The sequence below is a fragment of the Gottfriedia luciferensis genome (assembly GCF_001712755.1).
Taxonomy (GTDB): Bacteria; Bacillota; Bacilli; order Bacillales; family Bacillaceae_G; genus Gottfriedia; species Gottfriedia luciferensis_B.
Genome location: NZ_MDKC01000036.1, coordinates 70,041 through 96,257 on the forward strand (window position 1 = coordinate 70,041; position 26,217 = coordinate 96,257).

Annotated in this window: 22 protein-coding genes; 10 read left to right on the top strand and 12 right to left on the bottom strand. The window is 33.6% G+C overall.

Going from position 1 to position 26,217, the window contains the following annotated elements; all coding sequences use genetic code 11:
• Positions 1-781: 781 nt before the first annotated feature.
• From BED47_RS21030 to BED47_RS21050, 5 genes are all read left to right on the top strand, one after another.
• Positions 782-1,204: a VOC family protein gene (locus BED47_RS21030; RefSeq protein ID WP_069035280.1), complete on the top strand. Its 423-nt coding sequence runs from the start codon at positions 782-784 to the stop codon at positions 1,202-1,204.
• A 185-nt stretch (positions 1,205-1,389) separates the two neighbouring features.
• Entirely contained in the window at positions 1,390-2,160 is a 771-nt protein-coding gene (locus tag BED47_RS21035; RefSeq protein WP_069035281.1) for a MurR/RpiR family transcriptional regulator, read from the top strand.
• A 191-nt stretch (positions 2,161-2,351) separates the two neighbouring features.
• Positions 2,352-3,914, top strand: coding sequence for a maltose/glucose-specific PTS transporter subunit IIBC (malX, locus tag BED47_RS21040; RefSeq protein ID WP_069035282.1), 1,563 nt, complete (start codon positions 2,352-2,354; stop codon positions 3,912-3,914).
• Positions 3,915-3,934: 20 nt separating this feature from the next.
• On the top strand, positions 3,935-5,131 hold the full coding sequence (locus BED47_RS21045; RefSeq protein ID WP_069035283.1) for a MalY/PatB family protein: 1,197 nt from the start codon (positions 3,935-3,937) through the stop codon (positions 5,129-5,131).
• Positions 5,132-5,808: 677 nt separating this feature from the next.
• Positions 5,809-7,041 carry an MFS transporter gene (locus tag BED47_RS21050; RefSeq protein ID WP_069035284.1) on the top strand — a complete coding sequence of 411 codons (1,233 nt, stop codon included), beginning with the start codon at positions 5,809-5,811 and terminating at the stop codon, positions 7,039-7,041.
• Between the two features lie 44 nt (positions 7,042-7,085).
• Here BED47_RS21050 and truA read toward each other — a convergent pair whose 3' ends face one another.
• Entirely contained in the window at positions 7,086-7,829 is a 744-nt protein-coding gene (truA, locus tag BED47_RS21055; RefSeq protein ID WP_069035285.1) for a tRNA pseudouridine(38-40) synthase TruA, read from the bottom strand.
• Positions 7,830-8,076: 247 nt separating this feature from the next.
• On the opposite strand from truA, the gene BED47_RS21060 reads away from it, so the two are divergent.
• The 3 genes from BED47_RS21060 to BED47_RS21070 all read left to right on the top strand — a co-directional run bounded on the left by BED47_RS21060 (position 8,077) and on the right by BED47_RS21070 (position 12,031).
• Entirely contained in the window at positions 8,077-9,195 is a 1,119-nt protein-coding gene (locus BED47_RS21060; RefSeq protein ID WP_069035286.1) for a CdaR family transcriptional regulator, read from the top strand.
• A gap of 86 nt (positions 9,196-9,281) precedes the next feature.
• The gene (gene glcD, locus BED47_RS21065; RefSeq protein WP_069035287.1) at positions 9,282-10,694 is read left to right on the top strand and encodes a glycolate oxidase subunit GlcD; all 1,413 of its coding nucleotides are present in this window, start codon (positions 9,282-9,284) and stop codon (positions 10,692-10,694) included.
• Positions 10,691-12,031: a (Fe-S)-binding protein gene (locus BED47_RS21070; RefSeq protein WP_069035288.1), complete on the top strand. Its 1,341-nt coding sequence runs from the start codon at positions 10,691-10,693 to the stop codon at positions 12,029-12,031. Before glcD ends, BED47_RS21070 begins: the two co-directional genes overlap by 4 nt.
• Positions 12,032-12,141: 110 nt before the next feature.
• Here the strand turns inward: BED47_RS21070 and BED47_RS21075 are convergent, their stop codons facing one another.
• The 11 genes from BED47_RS21075 to anmK all read right to left on the bottom strand — a co-directional run bounded on the left by BED47_RS21075 (position 12,142) and on the right by anmK (position 23,311).
• The gene (locus tag BED47_RS21075) at positions 12,142-13,791 is read right to left on the bottom strand and encodes an Ig-like domain-containing protein (RefSeq protein WP_069035289.1); all 1,650 of its coding nucleotides are present in this window, start codon (positions 13,789-13,791) and stop codon (positions 12,142-12,144) included.
• Between the two features lie 377 nt (positions 13,792-14,168).
• The gene (locus BED47_RS21080) at positions 14,169-15,023 is read right to left on the bottom strand and encodes a MurR/RpiR family transcriptional regulator (protein WP_069035290.1); all 855 of its coding nucleotides are present in this window, start codon (positions 15,021-15,023) and stop codon (positions 14,169-14,171) included.
• A gap of 203 nt (positions 15,024-15,226) precedes the next feature.
• On the bottom strand, positions 15,227-16,117 hold the full coding sequence (gene murQ, locus BED47_RS21085) for an N-acetylmuramic acid 6-phosphate etherase (protein ID WP_069035291.1): 891 nt from the start codon (positions 16,115-16,117) through the stop codon (positions 15,227-15,229).
• A gap of 66 nt (positions 16,118-16,183) precedes the next feature.
• Positions 16,184-17,092 (bottom strand): N-acetylglucosamine kinase, encoded by a 909-nt coding sequence (locus tag BED47_RS21090; RefSeq protein WP_069035292.1) that lies wholly within the window; start codon positions 17,090-17,092, stop codon positions 16,184-16,186.
• A 50-nt stretch (positions 17,093-17,142) separates the two neighbouring features.
• Positions 17,143-17,460 carry a PTS lactose/cellobiose transporter subunit IIA gene (locus tag BED47_RS21095; protein ID WP_069035293.1) on the bottom strand — a complete coding sequence of 106 codons (318 nt, stop codon included), beginning with the start codon at positions 17,458-17,460 and terminating at the stop codon, positions 17,143-17,145.
• Positions 17,461-17,492: 32 nt separating this feature from the next.
• Positions 17,493-18,827, bottom strand: coding sequence for a 6-phospho-beta-glucosidase (locus tag BED47_RS21100; protein WP_069035294.1), 1,335 nt, complete (start codon positions 18,825-18,827; stop codon positions 17,493-17,495).
• A gap of 46 nt (positions 18,828-18,873) precedes the next feature.
• A complete protein-coding gene (locus tag BED47_RS21105) occupies positions 18,874-19,161 on the bottom strand; it encodes a hypothetical protein (protein ID WP_069035295.1) in 288 nt (95 codons plus the stop codon).
• 69 nt (positions 19,162-19,230) lie between these two features.
• A complete protein-coding gene (locus tag BED47_RS21110; RefSeq protein ID WP_069035296.1) occupies positions 19,231-20,523 on the bottom strand; it encodes a PTS sugar transporter subunit IIC in 1,293 nt (430 codons plus the stop codon).
• A 37-nt stretch (positions 20,524-20,560) separates the two neighbouring features.
• A complete protein-coding gene (locus BED47_RS21115; protein ID WP_069035297.1) occupies positions 20,561-20,869 on the bottom strand; it encodes a PTS sugar transporter subunit IIB in 309 nt (102 codons plus the stop codon).
• Positions 20,870-21,056: 187 nt separating this feature from the next.
• A complete protein-coding gene (locus tag BED47_RS21120) occupies positions 21,057-22,151 on the bottom strand; it encodes a DUF871 domain-containing protein (RefSeq protein WP_069035298.1) in 1,095 nt (364 codons plus the stop codon).
• Positions 22,152-22,162: 11 nt separating this feature from the next.
• The gene (gene anmK / locus BED47_RS21125) at positions 22,163-23,311 is read right to left on the bottom strand and encodes an anhydro-N-acetylmuramic acid kinase AnmK (protein ID WP_286143760.1); all 1,149 of its coding nucleotides are present in this window, start codon (positions 23,309-23,311) and stop codon (positions 22,163-22,165) included.
• A gap of 436 nt (positions 23,312-23,747) precedes the next feature.
• Between anmK and BED47_RS21130 the strand changes: the two genes are divergently transcribed.
• Positions 23,748-24,941, top strand: coding sequence for a M20 metallopeptidase family protein (locus tag BED47_RS21130; protein ID WP_069035299.1), 1,194 nt, complete (start codon positions 23,748-23,750; stop codon positions 24,939-24,941).
• Positions 24,942-25,452: 511 nt separating this feature from the next.
• Entirely contained in the window at positions 25,453-26,217 is a 765-nt protein-coding gene (locus BED47_RS21135; protein ID WP_069035300.1) for a DUF2935 domain-containing protein, read from the top strand.

Here is a 26,217-nt window from a genome sequence, read left to right on the forward strand (position 1 = left end):
CATTTTGCCATTTTCAATTGGGGTCATTATTTTATGAATAGGTAAAAATATGCTATTAAAAGTAATCTGAACAATCAGATTTTACCATCTTTACGACAAACTTCTACTTATTTTCCACCTGAACATTGGAAGGTTTGGTAAGTTGATAGATAATGAAGCATTTTTGTGTAAAAATTGTTTTTAGCTTATCAATGAAGTAGATTTCAGAAAAAAATACTTCAATATAGGAAGTATTTCAATGGTATCAGATGCACTTTGATTGTTTTGGATGTACTTTTTGGTTATGCTTTTGTTTTAATTGCTGTTTATTTGAGGTTCCAAGATTTTAATTGCCATTTCCCATTTTTAATTGCGATTACACGAATTTATTTGCCATTTCCCATTTTTAATTGTGATTACACGAATTTATTTGCCATTCCTCATTTTTAATTGTGATTAACGAATCTATTTGCCATTTCCCATTTTTAATTGCGATTACATGAATTTATTTGCCATTCCTCATTTTTAATTGTGATTACACGAATTTATTTGCCATTTCCCATTTTTAATTGTGATTACACGAATTTATTTGCCATTTCCCATTTTTAATTGCGATTACACGAATTTATTTGCCATTTCCAATTTTTAATTCCTCCCCTAACGATTAATACAATTTCCCATCTCAAAAAATCAGAATTTTTCATACAATTTACAATTCTTAGTTTGTTAAATTACCTTTTTTTGGATAGAATGGATTTGTAGGCTTTTAAAGTCTTAATACATAACATTAGGAGTGAAAAAAATGCCAATCGATGTTTATTTAAATTTTAATGGTAATACACGTGAAGCAGTTGAATTCTATGCGTCTGTATTTAACACAGAAACACCAAAAATTATGACTTTCGGTGAAGCACCCCCAAATCCAGAATACCCACTACCTGAAGAAGCGAAAAATTTAGTTATGCATACTAGACTGAACATTAGCGGTAGCAATGTTATGTTCTCTGATACTTTCCCTGGTTTCCCTTTTAACCAAGGTAATAATATTCATTTATCTTTTTTAAGTGAGGACTTAGAAGAACTTAGATCTGTCTTTACTAAATTAAGTGATGGCGGTAAAGTAGAAATGGAACTTCAAGAAACATTTTGGAGTAAAGCTTATGGTAGCCTAACAGATAAATTCGGGATTCATTGGATGTTTAATCACGGTACTGGTGAATTTTAAATTATAGATAAAAAAAGGAAATGAACCCTGTTAATAGGATTCATTTCCTTTTTTTACATATTTCTACTACACTTCCTCATTTGAGAAATCTCTCATCTTGCTCCTAACTCTATATTTCTTTTCATTCAGAATATTTACTATATAATAAAGTATATTTCTAGTTCTCTAAAAGTAGGTGAAATTTTATGCAAATACTATTAAAACGATTATCACAAAATAGAGAAAAACTTAGCCAGCTTGAAAAACAAGTATTGGATTATATTTTACAAAATACGGATTATATTACGAAGCTGAATCTTGATGAATTATCAAAAGAGCTTTATGTATCTACAGCAACAATTAGTAGAACATGCCAGCAATTAGGCTTTCGTGGGTTTCAAGATTTAAAATATACCCTTTCAATGGAAACAAATAAAGTTCAAAGTCCAGTTTCCTCTACCTCCTATCTACTTAATACTCATATAGAGAGAATGAAAGAAGAAATGGAAAAAACATTGGAATATATTGATGAAGAAAAGATTAAACTAGCTGCTAATTATCTAAAGCAAAGTACACATGTAGAAATATTCGGAGTTGGTAACTCCCTTCCCGCTTGTGTCGACGCTTCTAGAAAACTCATGTTTGCAGGAAAGTTATGTAATGCGCGAACTGATTGGGACGAGCTACGTAGTGCTGCAAATAGTTTAACTGAAAATGATTTGGCCATACTAGTTTCATTTAGTGGGGAGACTTTACATATGTTAGAATTTGCCCATATTTTAAAGAAACGGAATGTTAAAACGATCGCCATAACTGGCAGCCACTCAAATCGTTTACAAAAAGAAGTTAATCTATCTCTTCAAGCTTATATTACAAGCACATACTTTGGTGAGCTTGATATGACATCAAGGTTTCCATTAAGTATGGTACTAGATTTCATTATTATTGCCTATTTAAACGAAATGAAAATATGTTAGGTATTTAAAAGAGACAGAAGTCGTCAATTACCAGACCACTACTGACTCTTTTTCTTTATGAACTTATTAAGCTACTTAAAGTAAGCAATATACAAAAAATGTACACGCTTACATAAACACCTCAAACGGTTGTTAAACAATTTTGCCGTGAGTATTCTTAAGACATAATAAAAAACGAAGGAGCTAAAAACATGGCAAAGAAGAAGTCCGTTAAATCACAACTTTGGGAATTTTTTCAAGGGCTAGGTAAGACCTTTATGGTGCCTGTAGCATTATTAGCCTTTATGGGTCTTATATTAGGGATCGGAAGCTCATTTACTAGTCCGACAACTATTGAGACATTCCCATTTTTAGGAAACTCCGTACTCCAAGTTATTTTTAGCTTTATGTCCACTATTGGTGGATTTGCATTTTCATACTTACCAGTTTTATTTGCAATGGCAATTCCGTTTGGACTTGTACGATATGAAAAAGGTGTCGCTGCTTTCTCGGGATTTGTTGGTTACGTCATCATGCACTTATCGATTAATTTTTATTTAACAGAAACAAATCAATTAGTAGCGGTAGATAAAATGCGCCAAGCTGGTCAAGGTATGGTTATGGGCATTCAAACAATTGAAATGGGCGTATTAGGCGGTATCATCGCTGGTATTATTGTCTATTTATTGCACAACCGCTTTTATAGTATTAAACTTCCAGATGCATTTGCATTTTTTGGTGGTGCTCGCTTTGTTCCAATCATAACGACACTTGCATTATCAGTTGTTGGGATCATCATTCCGATGATCTGGCCGATTTTCGCAATTGCTATTACAGGAATCGGAAGTTTAATTCAAAAATCTGGCGTTTTCGGGCCATTTTTATTCGGTGCTGGTGAGCGTTTACTACTTCCATTTGGTCTTCACCATATTTTAGTTGCAATGATTCGATTCACAGAGGCTGGTGGTACTGAAGTCGTTAATGGTCAAACGGTTTCAGGAGCTCTAAATATTTTCTATGCACAATTAAAAGCCGGTGCTCCGATCAGTCCATCAGCGACAGCATTCTTATCTCAAGGAAAAATGCCAACATTCATGTTTGGTTTACCTGCAGTAGCGCTTGCGATTTATCATACTGCCCGTCCAGAAAATCGTAATAAAATTAAGGGGTTATTAATCTCTGGTGTTATTGCAACTTTTGTAACCGGTATCACTGAGCCAATTGAATTCTTGTTCTTGTTCGTTTCTCCACCTTTATATTTCATCCACGTTATTTTAACGGGTCTAGGTTTTATGGTAATGGCTTTATTACATTTAACAATTGGTAACACAGATGGTGGAATATTAGACTTTATTATCTTTGGCGTTTTACAAGGAGTAAAAACAAAGTGGTATCTTGTACCTGTAATAGGGGCAATTTGGTTTACCGTATACTATTCAGTTTTCAGATATGCAATTTTGAAATTTAATTTAAAAACTCCTGGTAGAGAAGAAAAAATTGATGATCAACAAGGTGAGGAACCATTGGTGAAAGGCACAAATGCCCAAGCATTAAAAATTCTCACTGCTTTAGGTGGCAAAGAGAACATTCAATCACTAGATAACTGCATTACAAGATTAAGACTTGTTGTAGATAATATGAATATAGTTAATGAAAAAGTTCTAAAGGATTGTGGTGCACTTGGTGTTGTAAAGTTAGACGAACACAATTTACAAGTCGTTATTGGTCCACAAGTTGGTATTCTTAAAACACAATTAGAAAAATTATCATCTTAAATAAATTGGGGTTGTACGAAATGAAATACAAATTTGATCAGATATTTGATCGGACCGGTACTTATTGTACACAGTGGGACTATATTGAAGATCGATTTGGAGTGCCAGATTTACTACCATTCTCGATTTCAGATACTGACTTTCAAAGTCCAGATGAAATAATACACGCTATAGAAAAAAGAATGAAACACGGTATATTTGGCTATACGCGATGGAATCATACTGAATTTAAAGAAGCAATTATAGATTGGTTTCGTAATCGATTCTCTTGTGAAATAAAAAAAGATTGGATTGTTTATAGTCCAAGTGTCATTTATTCAATTTCAAAACTAATCGAATACTTGACGAATGAAGGTGATCATGTCGTTATCCAGACTCCGGCTTATGACGCTTTCTTTAAAGTCATTCAAGATAACAATCGTTTCATTTCTGACAATCAATTAATCTACGAAAATGGCAAGTACCGAATCAACTTTAAAGATTTAGAACAGAAACTATCTCACGAGCGTGCCAAGGTCCTTCTACTGTGTAGCCCGCATAACCCTACAGGACGTGTTTGGACAAAACATGAATTAGAAATAATTGTTGGCTTATGTAATAAACATAATGTATTTATTATTTCAGATGAAATTCATATGGATATTGTACATGATCCTTATTCCCATAGTCCTATTATAAACACTGGCAGTGACTTGAGAAATGTGTGTATATGCACTTCCGCGAGTAAAACGTTTAACACTCCTGGACTAGGTGGATCATATATGATTTTACCTAATGAAACGTTAAAACAAGCTTTTCTTTTATCATTGAAAAATCGAGATGGCCTTTCATCCGCAAGTATTTTTGGGACGTTAGCGACAATTGAAGCCTACAAAACTTGTGAAGAGTGGGTTGATGAATTGACTGAATATATTCATGATAATTTAAAAACAGTAGAAGACTTTATTAACGAACAACTTCCGAATCTTAAATTTACAGTGCCAGAATCAACATACCTAGCATGGATTGATATTTCCGGGCTACCTTTTTCTAGCGAGCAATTACAACATGCACTTGTTCATCATGCAAAAGTTGCCATCATGCCCGGTGAGACCTATGGTGAAGTTGGTAAAGGATTTATCCGTATGAATATTGGATGTCCCAAATCTAAAATGATTGAAGGATTAAATCGTCTAAAAAAAGCAATAGATTACTTAGAAAGTAATACCGAATGTTGAAATATAAAATGGTCAATAGGGAAACGGACATTAAATTGAACTTATTTATGAAGAAATGATCATTTTTGGGATGGTTTATTAATGGTTTTAAATGTTAATATAGTAATGATTTTTTTCAGAAGTTAAAATATTATGATCTAATTTTTAGAAAAACAAATTCAGTTGATTAGTTTAATTAAAGTTCGTATTAGTTGACCTACAAGCTGATTAATACACAACAGTTAGATTACTCTAGGTAAAAGCTATTTGATTAGGGTTTATTGCAGACTTTTTTTATGATTAAGTTGATTGGAACGGAAGGGTGCTCGACTCCTATGGGATTAGCGGGAAGGCTGAGACCCCGCAGGCTTGCCGAGGAGGCTAAAGAATCTCGCCCCATGGAAAGCGAGCCATCCTGTAGTGGAAATCAACATCACGCTAATCCTCTTAGGAAATTTGGTAATTTAATTGGCAAGGATGTTTTTCAACAGCGTGGATTACTTAGAACGTAATAATTAATTAACTTAATGACCCTCTAAAGTAGAAGATTAGTAAACTACTTTTAGAGGGTTTTTCATTTTTAGAAAATACTTAAAAATCCCTTATTCAATTTTGTGAACAAGTAGTTATTAATGAGCAGATTAACATATATTCTATTAAGTCGCTTTTTTTAGAATATAAATTAGGGAATTGTTAGAATGACATCCACTAAAGTTATTAAGCCATTCTCAATGAACTGGTATGTCTTACTTTCGTTTGCTGTACTTGCTGGAATTAGTCAAATGCTTTGGTTAAATTTTGCACCTCTAATTTCATATTTAAAATCGCATTATGAAGTTTCAGAATCAGATATTAATTGGTTATTAATTGTATTTCCATTAATTTATATCGTATTTTCTATTCATTCAGGTAAAGTAATAGATCGAGCTGGCTATCGATTTAGCATTTTTCTAGGTGGCATTTTCATGTCAGTTTTTTCTACTATTAGAATTTTTGATTCAAGCTTCTCGTTTTTACTAATTGGTCAAATAGGAATTGCGATTGGCCAACCTTATATTTTAAATGCAATATCAAGATTAGTAGTTGATTGGTTTCCGAAAAATAAACAAGCTACCGCCACTGGCATAGGTACAGTCGGTATGTTCGTCGGTATGGCAGTAGCCTTAGCAGGGACACCGCTTCTTGTAGATCTGTTTGGATTCCAAGCCACATTAGTCATCATGGCAATTATAACTATACTTGCAACACTCGTCTTTTACTTCATCGGTCATCATAATTCAGATTTCAACCGAAATTCCAGTACTTCAGGAAGTTTTAGTACTACATTTAAATTATTGAAAAATAAAAATCTTTTACTACTAAACATTGTTTCCTTTCTAGGCTTAGGAGTCTTTAATGGACTAACATCCTGGCTTGAACAAATCTTAAAACCGTACGGAATTTCATCAGAACAAGCCGGAATTATAGGAGGCACGGTAATAGTCGGTGGCATTATTGGTTCGATCGTTATCCCGCTGTTTTCAGATAAAATTGGTAAAAGAAAGCCCTTCTTATTAGTCACTATAATCGGCTCCCTACTATTAATCTATCCTGTTTGTACTTCAGGGAATTTTACTGTTCTAATTGTAATAGGCAGTGTACTTGGATTCATATTTTTACCAGCCTTTGCTTTGCTATTGTCTGCTACAGAAGAGCTAGTTGGTGACAAAGTTTCCGGTGAAGCTACAGGACTACTTTTAATGGCAGGGAATTTAGGAGCTGTTATTGTAATTGGAGCAATGCAGCTAATTAAAGGCGAGCAGACAACGTGGAATCATTCAGTTTTTTTCATGCTAATCTTAATGCTTATTGGATTTTTCCTTATGATTTTATTTAAAGAAAGAGCTTGTTTGGTAGTAGATAACAAGAAAAATGCTAACGAACATAAGTAAAAAAAGCATTGGAATCCATATATTCCAATGCTTTTATAGTTAAATTAAGACTTAAATTCTATTTTCTCCAAATATAACCCACCCGGATCTGCAAGATTACTCACTTGAGCACGATCCTTTAAGTCAATTATTTTTGATATATTTTCAGCTTGTAGTCTACCTGCTCCAACTTCAATTAGTGTTCCTACGATTTTTCTTACCATATTGTATAGGAAACCATTTCCGCTTATTCTTATTTGAAGAAATCCGTCTGTCTTTTCAAAATCAATCGAGTAGATTTCTCGTACCATCGACTTCTTTTTAGATTTGGCATTTGAGAACGCTGTAAAATCATGTTCACCTAAAAAGTACTTGGCTGCAGCCTTCATTTTTTTAAGATCTAGTTTCTCTTCTACATGCATACTATATTTGCGCATAAATGGATTCGTATATTCCTCATTCCAAATTTTATATATATACGTTTTTGAACTAGTATTATATCTTGAATGGAAACGGTCAGATTCAATCGAAACTTCCTTTATACTAATATCTCTAGGTAAATAACGATTTAAATAACTTTTAATTTCGATTTCAGGCAGGTTCTCTTTTATTTTAAAATTAGCAACCTGTTCAAATGCGTGTACACCTGCATCAGTTCGACTACTTCCAATAATTTCAATTTCTCTTCCTACCATTTCTGATAGTACATTCTCAATTTTACCTTGAATTGTATTTTCACCATTACCAAGCCTTTGCCAGCCTTTATAACGGCCTCCATCATATTGAATGACTAATTTATAATTGTTCATCTCTTGCTCCTTTATCTAACTCTATGTATGTACTATTTTGTCTTTAACGTTAAGATTTTAAAGTACTTATCTTTTTTACTTCCTGCTCTTAACACTTTACCACTTTTTTATTACATATCCTATTTTTAGCCTATTGGCTCTAAGTTCATAACTTTTTTCACTTTTTCACAAACTACTTTAAGACTATATAGTAGAAATAAGACATTTTACATTATACTAATAGTAACAATTTTTAAGGGAGTTTGACATGGTACTTGATGAGTTGGCACTAAAGATTATTAATGAAGTTAGAAAGTTAATACATGAAGATATCATTATTATTAATACAGATGGCATCATAATAGCAAGTACAGACCCAGCACGAACTGGCACATTTCATGAAGGCTCATTAATTGCAATTAATGAAAGAAAAACATTCACAATCACATCTGATGATGAAAATCGTTTAAATGGTGTGAAGGCTGGAATTAATCTTCCTATTTATTTTCAAAATGAAATAGTCGGAGTAATTGGCATTACAGGAAATCCAGAGCAAATTTCCCCTTTTGGAGAAATGCTTCGTAGAATGACAGAATTATTGATTAGAGAAAACTATTATACAGATCAAATTGATTTGCAACAAAGAACGCTTGAAGCGTTTGTATTTGATTGGATTCAAGATATTGAGTGGGATGATTATTTTTATGAACGTTCTACTATGCTAAATATCGATTTAAATTATATTAGGCAGGTTATTATTTTTGAATGGGAAAATACCAAAATGGTCCCAATCGATACAAGACAACTAATAATTGATTTGGCGAATCGTAATAAAGATGACGTATTTGTTCGTTGGGGCAATAATCGAATTGTATTTTTGATGAAAGTTGACGATACGAATAAAGATATTCATATACTACAAAGAATACATGATTTATATGAGATCATAAAAAGTCGATTAAACTCACCCATTTCTGCAGGCGTTGGGCAACAAATCTCTCCAAAACAATTGCATCAATCATATCATCAAGCGGATCGAGCATTAAAAGTTGCATTAAAATCAAGTTCAATTATTTTTGATGAAGATTTAACAATTGATTTAATTCTACAGGAACTTTCACAAGAGATTAAGAAAACATTTATAGAACGGACAATTGCACCTTTATTAAGTGAAGAAGATTTATTTATTACAATCAAAGAGTATTTAAATCAAAATCAATCTCTTAAAAATACCGCACAATCCTTACATATTCATATAAACACACTTCTATATCGCCTAGGTAAAATTACTGAATTAACGAAATTGAATCCAAAAGATATCCAAGATTTAGTTAAATTGTATATCGGAACATACCTACTAGATGATTCTACAAAAAAACACCGATAAATGGTGTTTTTTCTGTATGTTCCTCTATAGTAAATTCATCTATTTACTCTTTATACTTGAATTAAGATAATGGGGGGAATTTATTTATGATTACAAATGACATTGCACAAAGTTTCATAGCAATTGTTGGAAAAGAAAATTATGATGATTCAAAAGTGGAGAGACTCGTATATTCTTACGATGCTACACCAAATTTGCAAGCTCTTCCGGATGCAGTCATTAGTCCTCGTTCTACTAAAGAAGTATCCGAAATCGTTAAAATATGTAACGAAAACCACATTCCAATCGTTCCTAGAGGTTCTGGAACGAATTTATGCGGTGGTACTTGTCCAACAGATGGCGGTATCGTGATCTTATTTAAACACTTAAACAATATTCTCGAGATAGATGAAGAAAACTTAACAATTACAGTTCAACCTGGTTTAGTGACTCTTGATATGATCAATACAATCGAAGAAAAAGGTTTATTTTATCCACCAGATCCAAGCTCAATGAAAATTTCTACAATTGGTGGAAATATTAATGAAAATTCAGGTGGTTTACGTGGATTAAAATATGGTGTAACACGTGATTATGTAATCGCACTTGAAATCGTATTAGCAAACGGAGACATCATTCGAACTGGTGGAAAGCTAGCAAAAGATGTTGCTGGATATGATTTTACTCGTTTATTTGTTGGTTCTGAAGGAACTTTAGGTATTATTACCGAGGCTACATTAAAGCTTATTCCGATGCCAGAAACGAAAAAAACAATGCTTGCATTATATGATAGCTTGGAAGATGCAGCCAAAACGGTTTCTAAAATTATCGCTAATAAAATTATTCCTACTTCCCTAGAATTTATGGATCAACCTACACTAGAAGTTGTTGAAAACTTTGCGCAGATTGGGCTACCAACCGATGTAAAAGCTGTCTTATTAATTGAACAAGATGGTCCTAGTGAAGTTGTAAACAGAGATATCGAATTAATAAAATCAATTTGTCAGCAAGAAAAATGTATTTCAGTTAGCGTAGCTAAGTCCGAAGAAGAAGCAGTAGCATTACGTACGGCTAGACGCTCTGCTCTTTCAGCTCTTGCACAATTAAGACCAACAACAATTTTAGAGGATGCGACTGTCCCTCGTTCTAAAATTGCTGAAATGGTCTCTGCAATTAATGTGATTGCTGAGAAACATAATGTAAAAATTTGTACATTCGGTCATGCAGGAGATGGAAATCTACACCCTACTTGTCCTACGGATGCTCGTAATCACGAAGAAATGGAACGAGTAGAAATGGCATTTGCAGAGATATTTGAAAAAGCAATTGAACTAGGTGGCACGATTACAGGTGAACACGGTGTTGGAATCGTAAAAGCTCCTTATCTAGAATTAAAGCTTGGTAAAGAAGGCATTAACGCAATGCTCGCTGTCAAATCAGCTTTAGATCCGAATCATATTATGAACCCAGGCAAAGTCTTTGCAAAAGACAGTCGTAAAAGAATGGTGGTGTCAAAATGACAACACTTCAAGAACAACAAGCTATCGGACAACAATTTAAAGAGCGTATGAACGAAGACGAGCTTTTAAACTGTATGCGATGCGGTTTTTGTTTACCGAGCTGTCCAACATATATTGAATCCGGTCAAAAAGAATCACACTCACCACGTGGTCGCATCGCTTTAATGAAAGCAGTAACGGATGGATTAATTGAACCAGATGAAGATGTGGAACGTACACTTGAGCTTTGTCTTGGATGCCGTGCATGTGAGCCTGTTTGCCCTTCTGGTGTGAAATACGGTCATCTACTAGAAGAAGCTAGAGATATTATTGCTCAACACAAAAAACATTCACTCCCTGCACGAGCTGTTCGTAAAGTTGTATTTAAAGAACTTTTCCCGCATCAAAAACGTATGAGACTTGCAGTTGGTTTATTAGGTTTATATCAACGAACAGGCCTTCAAGTCGTAGCAAGAAAAGCTGGTATTATGAAGTTGATCCCAAACAATTTATCTGCAATGGAAAAGGTTTTACCAAAGGTCCCTACTATGAAACAAATGAAGTCACGCCCTGACTATTTGCCACCATTAAAAGAAAAAGTAAAGAAGGTTGCATTTTTCTCTGGATGTTTAATGGATACAATGTTCTTAGAAACAAACAATGCAACGATGAAGCTTTTACAATTAGCTGGTTGTGAAATTGTCATACCAAAAGACCAGGCGTGTTGTGGTGCATTACATGGTCATAGTGGTGAAAAGTCCATTGCAAAAGATATGGCAAAGAAAAACATCGAAGCCTTCGAAAATCTCGGAGTAGATTATATCATTACAAATGCAGGTGGCTGTGGTGGTTTCCTAATTGACTATGATCATCTTCTTAAAGATGATCCAAATTGGAAAGATCGAGCTCTTGCGTTTAAAAATAAACTAAAAGATATATCAGAAATTCTAGTAGAAGTTGAGTTTCATAACAAAGTGAAATTAAGTTTACCAGAACAAATTATTACGTATCAGGATTCATGCCATTTAAGAAATGTCATGAAAACCGCTTCTGCTCCAAGAACATTATTGAAGTCAATTCAAAATATATATTATCACGAAATGAAAGATGCAGATCGTTGCTGCGGCTCAGCTGGTATTTATAATATCGTCGAATCCGAAATGTCAATGCAAATACTAGATTACAAGATGAAACAAGCAACAAAAACACAAGCTACTACAATTGTAACTGCTAACCCTGGATGCTTATTACAAATGAAGCTAGGTGTAGATCGAGAGAATCAATCAGAACATATGGAAGTTGTACACATAGTTGATTTACTTTTAAAAGCCGCTGAATATAAAGCAAATCAATTCTAAAAAAAACACAAGGAAATTAATTTTCCTTGTGTTTTTTATTACCCTACTATACGTTTTGATTTTATAAAATCAAAGGGCCATGGAAAGAATCCTTGGATCCCATGTAAATATTAATGACTTACAACTGTATATTTTGCAGCAGCACTTGTATTTCCTGCTTTATCTTTTGCAGTTACAGAAATAACTGTTCCTTTTTTCTGTGCTTTGATACTAACTGAATAAACTCCACTAGAGTTAGTTGTTGCAGATCCTAATACAGTAGTACCTTTTTTAACTGTCACAATTGAACCTTTTTCAGCTTTTCCAGTAACTTTTAAATCATTGTCGTCTACACGATTAATCGTTGGTTTAGATGGTGGGATTACATCAACGACAGTTACTGTAGTCGCTACGCTTGTATTTCCTGCAGCATCTTTAGCAGTTACCGTTAATTTTGTCCCAGCCGCTTGAACCGCGATTTTCGCTGAAAACGTTCCAGTAGTTGTAGCCTTTACAGTCGCTAGTGTTGTTGTCCCTCTTTTAATCGCAACAGTAGAACCAGCTTCAGCTTTACCTGTTACAACTACATCATTATTATCAACTCTGTTAACAGTTGGTTTTGCAGGCGCAATTACGTCTACAACCTTTGTTGTTCCAGCCACACTCGTATTACCAGCAGCGTCTTTAGCATAAACACTTAACGTTACTCCAGCTTTTTGAACAGGAATCTTAACTGAATAAGTTCCAGTAGATGTCGCTTTTGTAGGAGTTCCTAATACTGTACTACCGTTTTTAACTGTTACAGTAGAATTCGCTTCAGCTTTTCCAGTTACAACTACATCATTGTTATCAACTTTATTTACAGTTGGTTTAGTTGGTGCAATAACATCAACAACTTTTGTTGTCCCAGCAACACTCGTTTTCCCAACAAAGTCTTTAGCATAAACACTTAACGTTACTCCTGCTGTTTGAACTGGAATCTTAACTGAATAAGTCCCATTATATGTTGCTTTTGTAGGAGTTCCTAGTACCGTACTACCGTTTTTAACTGTTACAGTAGAACCGGCTTCGGCCTTACCCGTAACAACTAGATCATTATTATCAACTTTATTTACAGTAGGTTTACTTGGTGCATCATTTAATAATGTATAGACTCCATAATAATCATCTTCGGTATTATCATCGTATTCATCATTATCATCATCCCATGCAACTACATAATATGTACCAGCTTTAGCTTGATAGTATTGTTGTTCAAGATCAGTATCTTCATCATAATCGTAACCTAAATCAATTAGTTTATTATCTTCAACAAAATCTTTTTGATAAATGCCCATTGCTAATACAATATGTTCAGAACCAAAAGCAGATCCACCTAAAGTAATTTTCCCATCGGTAGGTACAACGATTTTATAAAGGTCTACATCATCCAAAGGAAGCAATTGACCGTACATATTTGCTCCAATTGGTAAATCATTTGCTACATCAAAATCATCATTTACTTCTTGTTCGTCCAGTTCTTCAATCTCATTATCTAGAGTAGTATAATTTAATAGATTTATAGATGATTTATTAGTAAAGCCAGTAAGATGTGATTTTAAGTTTAGACCATTAAATGTATGTAACTCCTTTGCACCTTTCGGAAGCAGCTTTTCAACGTGGCTCTCACTGCTTTTCTTTAATAAATTATAATAGTTTCCTTCAGCATGAGCAGTTGTGAAAGAAAATGGTGAAGCTAATAAACCTAAAGTTGCTAAAGATAAAATTCCCTTTTTCATCATAATATTCTTTCCCCTTTGTATTTCGTTCGTTATAGTGAATCTCTTATTAGTATCCTTTAATAATTAGCTATGTGCAATACAAATTTTGCATTATACTAACAAAACTTTATGACCACCAAACAGTGCTCCGGCCAAAGTAATTGGACAACACCAATCACAATAGCCTTTTCCTTTTTTCTGCCTTCCCAAGCAGCTTTCTAATCCTCCTTTGTATTTTTGTTGTTAACCATATTCTACCAACTCACCCTTTCATTTTTTTGAGCACCCAACTGCTCATCATACTAACTGTCTTAAAAATAAAAAGCACAAAGAACTTAGATTCCCTTGTACTTTTTATATAAATTGCCTATCTCCTGTTTTAGCCTTGAACCTTACTTTTATTTTTTTAACGAAGAAATAGCCGTTCTTGTTTGATCGATATACTGAATTGTTTGATCGTACTCTTGTGTCGCGACCGCCATAAATAAAATATCGATGACATGTAGTTGAGCCATCCTTGAAGACGTTGCTCCACTACGAAATGTTGCTTCCCTATGTGGAGAATTAAATAATTTAATGTCCGCTAAGTTTGATACAGAATTGGAACCAAAGCCAGTGATACTAATGGTGTTCACGCCGTTTTCCTTTGCAATTTGAAATGCTTTCTGGACCTCTAGCGTTTCGCCAGAAAATGAAATTCCTACTAAGACATCATTCTCCTCGTGGTTCGCTATTTGAACAGCTAACAAATGCAAATCAGTAAATGCAGAGGTGTATTTTTTTATACGTAAGAACTTTTGTTGTGCGTCTAAGGCGACAACCATTGACCCACCTACACCGAAGAAATAAATATTTCTCGCTTTTGTTAAAGCTTGAACAGCTTCCTCTAAATCACTCACATTAATAATATCACTAGTATCTTTGATAGCCTGGATATTGTTATTCATCATCTTTTTAATAATGGATCCAGTTGATTCCCCTAAATTGATATCTCTTGATCCTACTTCTGTTGTCGTGATAATATCACCTGCAATTCGCAGCTTAAGCTCTTGAAAACCCTTTAGACCAAGTGAACGACATAATCGAATAATTGCAGAATTACTTGTTTGACTTCTTTCTGCAAGTTCAAAAACTGTATATTGAATCGATTTTTCTGGGTTTTCAATTATATATTTAGCTGCTCTTCTTTCAGATGGTGGAAGCTTATACAGCATTTCGTTTAACATGATTAAACCGCCATTTAGTGCATTCATTTAATCTACTCAACTCTCTTTTTATTTATATAAAATGATGAATTATAAAAATCTTTATCCGGCGTTTATTGCTTCTTTAACCGTGTTGACCACATGATTACAACAAAATTATATAGTATAAAATGAAAAATCTGAATCATATTTTGATATGAAATAGAAAAGCGACATACTAGTGAAAAAAATGACTAGTTGTCGCCTTCTAATTAATTTTTTACTACTTTGCTAATAAAACCACTAGCTTTATTCAAACTAACAATTGCTTCATCATAATTCATTCCGGTTAAAATCATAATGATTGCTACTTTCGTTTGATTATTTGCTTTCAGTAAGTAATTACTTGCCGTTTCATAATCACAGCCAGTAGCTTCAACGATTATTCTTTTTGCTCGATCAACTAGTTTACTATTCGTTAATTGCAGGTCTACCATTAGATTTTTATATACTTTTCCAATACCAATCATTGAAGCTGTCGAAATCATATTACAAATTAATTTTTGAGATGTTCCAGCTTTTAATCGTGTAGAGCCTGTCAACACTTCTGGACCATTATCTACTTCAATTTTTTGGAGGGCAACCTCTCCAATTTTTGAATCTTTATTACATGCTACCGCTACAGTTTTTGCCCCAATCTCGTTTGCATACTTTAAAGCACCAATTACATAAGGCGTTCGTCCTGATGCTGCAATACCGATCACAATATCATTTTTTGTAAGTGATATTCGTAATAAGTCTGCCTTACCAAGCTCTTCGCTATCTTCGGCACCTTCAACAGCTTTAATAAAGGCCCTCTCTCCGCCTGCAATTAATCCAATGACTTCACTAGGATTCGTTCCAAATGTAGGTGGACATTCAACTGCATCAAGCAGACCAATTCGTCCGCTTGTACCAGCACCTGTATAAATTAAACGTCCTCCGTTTTGAAATGCTTCAACAACTAGTTGAACTACCCTTGAAATCATCGGAATTTGTTCTCTAACTGCTAGAGCCACCTTTTGGTCCTCTTCATTCATTATATTTAAAAACTCATCAACGCTTAGTTGATCTAAGTTACTCGTACGCTTGTTTCTAATTTCAGTTGTTAAGTTCTCTAACACAATTACACCTCAATCATAAAGCAGGATTTTTTGTACTACCTGTTCTTCCTGTTTTAGCTCACTTAATTATTCCTTACGTGAATTTATTTCTTTCATGGCTAATAGATATCCTCCGAAGGTCGAAGAGATTTCGTTCGTATAAAAGGTTACTGTTGGATAGTGCTCATGAATTGTTTGAATAAACGTTTTCTGAACGACGGGTATTTTACTTAAAATACTTCCTTTTATTGCAACTCTTGGCTCTTCTCGAAGATTTAACTTTTTTATGGCTTGAATCGTCGTTTTCCCAAGAAGTTGACCTGCTCTTTCTAGAACAGACAATGTCATTAAATCACCTATGTTGGCCATTTCAACTATAAATGGAACATGTGAAGCAATCTCGGCTTTTGTATTGTGGTAAATATATTTTTTAAGTTCTTCTGCTTCTTTTAACTGCAATTTTTCCAGCATTTTCAAAGATAAATAACTTAATGGGATACCCTCATCAAATTCCTGTGTAATCTTTTTAAAGATTTCCATGCAAATCCAATATCCGCTTCCTTCATCCCCTAGAAGATGTCCCCATCCGCCTGCCGTTACAGTACGCTCTTTATGTATTCCAATACAAATTGAACCCGTGCCAGCGATTGTTAATACACCACTTTGTCCATTTAGTAATGCTGCATGTGCAATTTGTGCATCATTAACAATTTTAAATGGGATATCAAAAGCATCTTTTAATGCTTTTTCTAAAGGACCCCGGTCTTTCACTCCACCAATTCCAGCAATTCCTAAAAATAAGAACAGGCAATTCTCTTTTGATAAAGGGCTCAAGCAATTTTCAATTGCTTCTATAATGTGATTAATTCCATCTTTTTCATTGATTAGTAAATTACTAAAACCAGAATAACCTTGACTAATAATTTCACCTTCTAAATTATAAGCAATAGCTTCTGACTTCGTTCCTCCACCATCAAGACCTATAACATATTTCACTTAAATTGCCCCCTACCTTCTTTCGTCTATTCTATGACGATATGAATCGATTATTTCTCGGCTAATTTTTTATGTAAACGAATGATATGCTCTATAAGCTTTTGTTCACTCATTGCAGTCATTAAATGATCTTGAGCATGAATCATTAATAGCGACTTTTCACTTGGCTGACCATTTAATTCAGCTTGTATTAAAGTCGTTTGTGTTTTATGTGCATGACCAATTTCTTTATGAGACTCTTCGATTAAGCGATCTGCTGTTTCAAAATCATTTTTTTCCGCAGCCTCTAATGCCTCGTAAGCTAGTGATCTTGCATTCCCACCGTGTGATATAATTTCAAAAATTTCTTGTTCGTTAGTCATCATCATATTCATACTCCTTAATTTTTGTTTTGCTATCCTTATCGAGCTGCCAATTCTTCTTTATAAAATAATGGTAAGTATTCTTTATGAGCATCTAAAAGTGCATCTAGTACATCCTTTGCAGCTTCATCACTCGGAACTAAAGGATTAATCGTTAATGCCAATAATGCTTTATCATAAGAACCAGTAACAGCTGCCTCGGCTCCAACTCGTTCAAATGATTTAATCTGCTGAACTAATCCATTTATTTGAGGTGGTAATTCACCTACTGATATCGGAATTGGACCTTGCTTTGTAACGATACAATTTACCTCTACAGCCGATTCATTCGGAATTCCCTGTATTGAACCATTATTTTGAACGTTTAATACTTGGATATCCTTTTTATCGTTATAAATAGATGTAATTAAGCTACAAGCTGCATCACTATAATAAGCTCCACCTCGTTTTTCAAGCTGAGGCGGTTTAATAGCTAAATTCTCATCTTTATATAATTTAAATAAATCATCTTCCAACTTCTTAACAACCTCTGCTCGAGTAGTACCTGTTTTGAAAGATTCTAATTCTTCGTCTAATATATGTTTCGTTTTGTAATAGTAACGATGGTATGGACAAGGAAGTACACCTAATGACATAAGAAATTCTTTTTGCCATGGTAATGGAGCAATATTTTTCATGGTCATTTGTATTTCTGGATTTGCTAATAGCTCTAAGACATATTCAGTCACTTCTTTTCCATCAACATAAACATGAAGTCCATATACCATATGGTTTAATCCTGCAAAATCAATATGTACACGACTAATATCCACTTCTAACAATTTAGCAATCGTCATTGTCATATTAATTGGTACATTACAAACTCCAATTACCTTTTTATGTTTACTATATCGAAGTAATGCTTCTGTAACCATTCCAGCTGGATTTGTAAAGTTAATCAACCATGCATCAGGACAAAGTTGCTGCAATTCTTCAGCAATTTCAAGTAATACAGGTATTGTTCTTAAACCTTTAAATAGACCACCTGCACCATTTGTTTCTTGACCAATCATACCGAATTGTAAAGGTATACGTTCATCTTTAATTCTTGCCTCAAGTAAACCTACTCGCATTTGAGTCGTTACAAAGTCAGCATCCTTTAGCGCAAATTTTCGGTCTAACGTTAAATGAATTTCCATTGGAACTCCAGCTTCTTTTACCATTCGTTTAGCTAAATTACCAACAATCTCTAACTTTTCCTTCCCTGCTTCTATATCAACTAGCCATAACTCACTTACAGGTAGCTCGTCATATCTTTTAATAAAGCCTTCCACTAATTCTGGGGTATAGCTAGAGCCGCCACCTATTGTTACGATTTTAATACCTTTATTCATGATTATCTCACCTCATAATATTTTAAGAACTCAATATAGTATTCTTTTATAGTGGGAATAACAGAAAATAACTCATTATTGTACAAACAGCCGTAGAAACTAAAATAAATTTTAACGCTTGACTCTTATTCTTGTATTTCCCTTCAAGCTTTAAAACAACAAAAGGCAATCCAATACTACAAGCAATACTATTTGCAATAAATAATGATGTCTGGTAGGCAAATCCTATTTGTTGAAAAAGAGGACAAAGTAATAAATTGATGATTATTACGAGGGAGAAAAATATAATTGCACTTTTATAATTAAACTTTATAAACCAACTAGATTCTTTCAATCTGATCACCCTTTAAATTTAATAAAGAAAGGTCGAACTGTTCTAGAAAACAGTCCAACCTTTTTACTTTTATAATGAAATACTAGTATTTTTTTCAGTTACAGTCTCTACATTTTCTTCTTGTGCAAGCTTATTATCATAAACTTTAAAAAATGGTAAATACACAAAGAATGAAATTGCGATGTTAATGAATACTAGTACAATCGCTCTCCAGTCTCCTCCAGTAGATAAATATGCTCCAATAGGTGCAGGTAAAGTCCAAGGAACCATTATATAAGTAGGTTTTACAAACCCTGCAACAGTAGCAAAATATGATAGTGTTGCTGTAATAAATGGTGTTAATACAAATGGAATAATTAAAATTGGATTTAACACGATTGGTGCACCAAAAATTACTGGTTCATTAATATTAAAGATACCTGGAATAATCGCTGATCTACCAACAGCCTTTGTATACTTCGATTTTGAGAAAAATAACATTGCTAGTACTAGTCCAATTGTTGCTCCTGAACCGCCAATCCAAATAAACCATTGGAAGAAAGTTTCTGGTGCTACGTGAGGAATAGCATGTCCAGCCGCAACCGCTTCAGCATTTTTTGCTAAATATACTTCCCAAAGTGGTCTTGCCACCGTACCAACAATCGAGTCTCCATGAATACCAAAAATCCAGAAGAACGTAATAAAGAATACTGGTACTAATACTCCTCCAAGACTGTCCCCAGCGCTAACTAAAGGAGAGATTGCTTTATCAACTAAAGTATGTAAATCAATTTTAAGCACAACAGTTACTAAAGTTAATACGAATACAACAAAAGCAACAGGAATTAATGATTCAAACGAGCGAGCCACTGATGGTGGAACTGAATCTGGCATTTTAATCGTAATTTTCTTTTCCTTAAAGAACCTCAATGATTCAACAGCAAAGATTGACGTACACATTGCCACGAATAATCCGTGACCACCCATATTCCCCATCGGTAATACCATTCCAACTTTATCATCTAATTGAGGTGTTAAAGTTAATAAGAATGCTGCAGCCGATAATTGGGCACCTGATAATGGATCTAACTTGTAGTTTTTCGCTAAGTTATATCCAATACCATAAGCAATATATAGCGACATAATATACATTGTTAAACGATATGGAATTAGAATCTCAAAAATATGCTTTTTTGCCCAAATTGAGATTGCCCATTTTTCTGGTAATGGAGGAAAAGCAATAATTAAAAATAAAGAACCAATAATAATAAAAGGTAGTGCAGAAATAACTCCATCACGAATTGAACGCAAATGTTTTTGCTCAGAAATCTTTGCCATTGGGCCAGAAAGATTTTTTTCCATAAAATTAATAAAACCGTTCATGATTCTCCCCCTTTTTCATTTTTAATGTCTACTAAACTTATTTCTTAGTAATCTCTTGAACCATCGTTAATAATTTTGGTCCTCCCAGTGGTGTGTAAGCCATAGGCGGTATTACTTCACATGGAACGTTCGCTACATCTGCCTCAGCTTTAAAGCTATCAAAACGATGACGTACTTGTGGAGCAACCATCGCTACGTCCCAACCGTTTTTAACCTCTTCACCGAATTCTTGGGTTCCTACTGCTAGGACTTCCATTTGGATACCATTTTTTTCTGCTTCTTTTCTTAACGCATTCACAACAATTGCACTAGACATTCCGCCTGCACATACAAAAAGTACTTTCATTTTATTCCTCCTAGATCTAGATAAATTGTTTTTAAAAAAATACTGAATACACAAAATACTGAAAACGTTTTCTATAAAGTTATTATATTCCCACCAAAAATAAATTTCAATATTTTCCGAAAAAAAGTGAAATAAAATTTCAAAAAGATGTAAAAAATTTTTTCACATCTTCTTAAATATTAATCATTTAGTTTTCCTTAAACTGAAACTTACTCCAAGGATGTAAGAAATCTAATAGGAAGATTTCTTCCTCTGCAATGCGTCCAACCACATTCGTTTTCCCTGAATTCTCCATATCCTGTAGTGCTATTTGCAATTCACCTTTATACTGTCCATATAATTCATTTTCTATTAAAATATCGCCTCTACGAATAGGTGGAGTATAAGTAAGTTTAAACTCTTCATCTCTATATTTAACGCGAGACTGAGTTGAACGAATTAAGTAATCTGATACGTCCCCGCGGTAAAAATGAAACTCATCTAAAACAATCTTTTTCTCTAAATCTGTAATTGAATCATGTAAGTCAATATTTAGTGTAAATAAGTCTTTACCGTTCTGATTTAGCTCCGCAAGTTGTTTGAACTCTTCTTCAGATGCATAAGCATTTGCGATAATAACATCATCAATTAAGTCTGAATAAAATAAATGTTTCGCTTGCGTTACGACTGATAAATTACGGTGCATCTCTAAAGTACAAAGACCTTCTGATACTGGCCACGGTCCGTATGTTGCAGCTTGTGAATTAATAAATGCTGCTGTACGAATACCATGCTTTTTAAACTCTTCGCTACATTTTACGAAATGTGAATAGCTTAAACCTGCATAACGATGAGGATAAAAATTATGAGATCCGATTAAATTAGATTGATTAGGCTTATAGGCTAAAATATTTTCTAGATATTTCGTAGCATTACTCATGTTAATTTCAATTTTTAATCCATATGGATTATAAGTCATAATAGACTCTTCATTCCCAGTAAATCCCATATCAAGTCTAATTCCATAAGCTCCTAAGTCAGCAAAAAATGATAAATCATTATATGAAATATTTAATGTACCAAATACTCGAGGGGCAATATCAACAATGACTTCCATTTCTAAACTATTTGCATAATCAACTATTTCTTTGAACTCTTTTATAATCTGTTCCTTGTCACCATTTACTGATAATAAACATGTAAAGATTCGTTTAAAACCATATTGATGAGCTAATTTAATATAAGCCTTATCTTTTTCAACAGTTGAGTGCTCTGGATAAATTGAAATCCCTAATTTTTTCACGATGAATCCTCCTAGTATGGTATTGGTGTAATATTTCCTAAAACAACTAAACGATTTGCTTTTGTTGCTCCAGGTACATTACTTGGTAAACCGTTTAAAGTTTCATTTGCTAATATCGCAAAGGCAATTGCTTCTTTTGCATCCGAAGAAAAACCAATATCTTCTTGAACTATTACTTTGGAATCCACACCTAATAATTCTTGAAGCATACATAGTAGCGTTTTATTATGACTACCTCCGCCACCTACAATTACTTCATCAATTGGATGGTCTGGTAAAATATACTTTTTATAATTTTCAGCGATCGATTTTGCAGTAAACATCGTCATTGTAGTCACTAAATCAATTGGTGAGAGATCACTAAACTCTTCCAATATTTCATCAACAAACTGTGTACCAAATAACTCTCTTCCAGTTGTTTTAGGTATAGGTGCTAAAATATAAGGAATACTCATGCATCTTTCTAGTAATCTCTCATTTACATTACCTTTAGCAGCCAAATCTCCATTTGCATCATATGGAACATTAAAATAGCGCTTACAAATTTCATCAATAATCATATTACCTGGACCTGTATCAAAGGCTACTAAATCATCGATTGTAGAATTCCTTGGAATGATCGTAACATTACCAATCCCACCAATATTTTGTAGTAAACGCGTTTTAGTTTTACTTTTATAAAGTAATAACTCAGAATGTGGAACTAACGGCGCTCCATATCCACCAGCTGCCATATCCATCACTCGAAAATTAGAAACTACTTTCGTTTTTGTTTCATATGCAATAACTGCTGGCTCACCTAACTGTAATGTAGATTGAATGAATTCCCCATGAGCTTCAGGCTGGTGATAAATCGTTTGACCATGCGATCCAATAAATTCAAGTTGATCTAATGAAAATTCGTTTTTATTACAAATTTCCTTTACTGCTTCTGCAAAAGCATAGCCAAGCTTAAAGTTTAAACTACATAAATGCTGAGCGTTTGAAGAAACAAGTGTAATCGCATCTTGAATTTCTTTTAATAAACCTTCCTCAAGAGGAACTGTCATAAAATCAATCATTCTTACCTCTGTCTCAGGTCCACATCCAGTGATTTCTACTAAAGCTGCATCGATTCCATCTAAAGATGTACCCGACATTAACCCAACTGCATATCCCAAATCATTCACTCCTTCATATTTTTATTAATAATACCTTAAAACAGAATTTCAAATTTGTAAAAGAAAAGAGTGAAAGTTTATTTAGAATTTTTCAAAAAATAATTGTAGATGTTTTTTAGAAATTAGCAAATAGAAAAAGATTTTTACAGACTGATTTAGTAGCTACACATCTACCAAGATTCATTTCATATCTAGCATAAAAATTTTCCGCATAATGCATTATTACTCATTTCACTCTCTCTCATAAAAATAATACTTAAAGAAAAAACCAAATAAAACTAATTACTAAAAACCCATTCATCACTTTGACAAATAGGCATAATTATCTTCTAAAAATTAGTAACTAGTAAAAAAGTATTGATTGAACAACAGAATAATTATACAATTCTTTACATAATCAAACATAAATTCTACCTAACAATAAGGAGTATCTAAGATGAAGCATTTAGAAACACAAATAGATGAATTAGCAGATCAATATTCTACGAGACTAATAGAGATCCGTAGACATTTGCATATGTATCCCGAATTAAGTAATCAAGAATTTCAAACAACGAATTTTATCAATCAACAATTAGAAAAAGCTAATATCAAAAAAATTCAGTTGAATAGTCAAACAGGAACTGCAGCCGAGATCAGTGGCAATTCAGGGCCGATTGTTGCCCTGCGAGCTGATATTGACGCACTTCCAATTCAAGAAGAATCTGATTTGCCATTTCGTTCAGTTATTGATGGAATCGCTCATATGTGTGGACATGATGTTCATACAACTATTACACTCGGAGTTGGATTTATTTTACAGGAATTAAAACACCTGATTCCTGGTACAGTTCGATTGATTTTTCAACCTGCTGAGGAGTCTGAGGGTGGCGCTGAGCAAATGATCGCTGAAGGCTTACTTAACGATGTAAAAGCTATTATCGGACTTCATAATATGCCGGATCTTCCAGTTGGTACGATTGGAATTAAAGAAGGCTTCCTAATGGCAAGTGTAGATGATTTTGAAATTAAGATTAAAGGGAAAGGCGGTCACGCAGCACTTCCTGAAAAAGCAATTGATCCGATCGTAATAGGCAGTGCAGTCGTCAACCTTTTACAAACTCTAGTTAGCAGAACAATTTCTCCAAAAGACTCTGCTGTCATAACAGTTGGATCGTTTCAAGCTGGGAATACAAATAATGTAATCCCTGAATTTGCAGTTTTAAAAGGCACAGTGCGAACTTCAAATGAAACAATTCGAAAGCAAATTCAAGAAAACTTTCAAACACTAGTTCAAAATCTTGTACATTCACTTGGAGGAGAAGTAGAAATAGATTATCAAGTATTACTGCCACCAGTATTTAACCATTCAAAAGTTACTTCGGTAGTACGAGAAGCAGCAATCTCAACAGTCGGAGCAGAAAATATTGTGACTGCAGAATCGACAATGGGCGGAGAAGATTTTTCATTCTATCAACAAAAAGTGCCTGGTTCTTATATATGGTTAGGCTCTGGAAATAAAGAAAAAGATATAACGTATGGATGGCATCATCCAAAATTTATGGTTGATGAAGATGCAATAAAAATTGGTGTAAAACTAATGGCCCGATCAGTATTAAATCTATTGAGGGATACAACTCTTGATAAGTAATAGACAAAAAGTGAAATCATTGATCGAGCAATGTTTTCACTTTTTTTTTCATATATTGGCTTGAAAGTGTTTTATAAACACTATGAGGTAGGTCTAATAGATTAGTTGTCATTCCTAAATATAAGTATAGCGAGCATAAATCCGAAAATTGTAACTAAACCACCAAATACACCGAAAATATATCGATTATGAAAATAATCCTCAAATATTATAGTTATAGTTGCATAAAAGGCACACGCAAAAGCCATTCGAGAAATACTCATTTTTCATTTTAAATATTTTCTCATTAATTTTCTCCCTCTTTAAATTGCTATTTATTTATTCTATTTAATTGATAAATAAACCTTTCTTAATGAAAACTATAGCGCCTCTTAGACCAATAAAAATTTAAAAAACAAACATAAGATACTCCAATTTACCTAATTCTTTTACTAACTCTTCCTGCTTTTAATTTAATATTTTAGGACATTCATTAATATAATTACCATGTAGAGTTTATAGGGGGGATTATATGCCGGATTTTGTACAAACTGCCAATTTTGAGCATTCGTTCTGGTTACATGTGTTAAGAGATCATTCTCAATTTATATTGGATGCATTACCGTCTAAGCAAGAGGAAGAAATTAAGATTGCAAAATCATTTTACGTAATTTTTAATAATTTATTTACTAGGGTAAATAACAATGAAAATATGAACGAAATTACAATTCAAGCAGAAAAAAGTGCTTTAGCATTGCGCGATTTTAAACTTTCATTGCTAACGAAACATATAACTGACGCTAATTTTACGATTTACTTAACACCTACATTTTTAAACCATATGGTTAATGAATTGGAAGAATATTTATTAGTACTATCTTACTTAAAACAAAATCAAACCCCACCTATCTTCAATGAACTTCATCATCATTTATTATGGGTGCTAGATGCGGCAGGTCATGCAGATGCCATTTATACGAATCTCGATGGTACAGAAAATATGCTAAGAAAGAAAAGTCATGAATACACAAAGCATTTTGAACACTTTTATCTAAAAGCAGTAGAACTCACCGGATATTTACGTACTAAACTAAGTACATTTCCTGCATTAAAAAGAATGAACCAAGACGTAAAATTAGAAATTCAGCTATTTCAAATATTTCTAAAAGAAATCGAAGAATTAGATATTTCTAGCCAAATGTTGAGTAACTTTTCCGCTTTAATGGCAGATCATATGTACAGAGAAGAAATGTATTTCTTAAAAAAATTAGAAGAATCTTCATCCATTAATAATTAA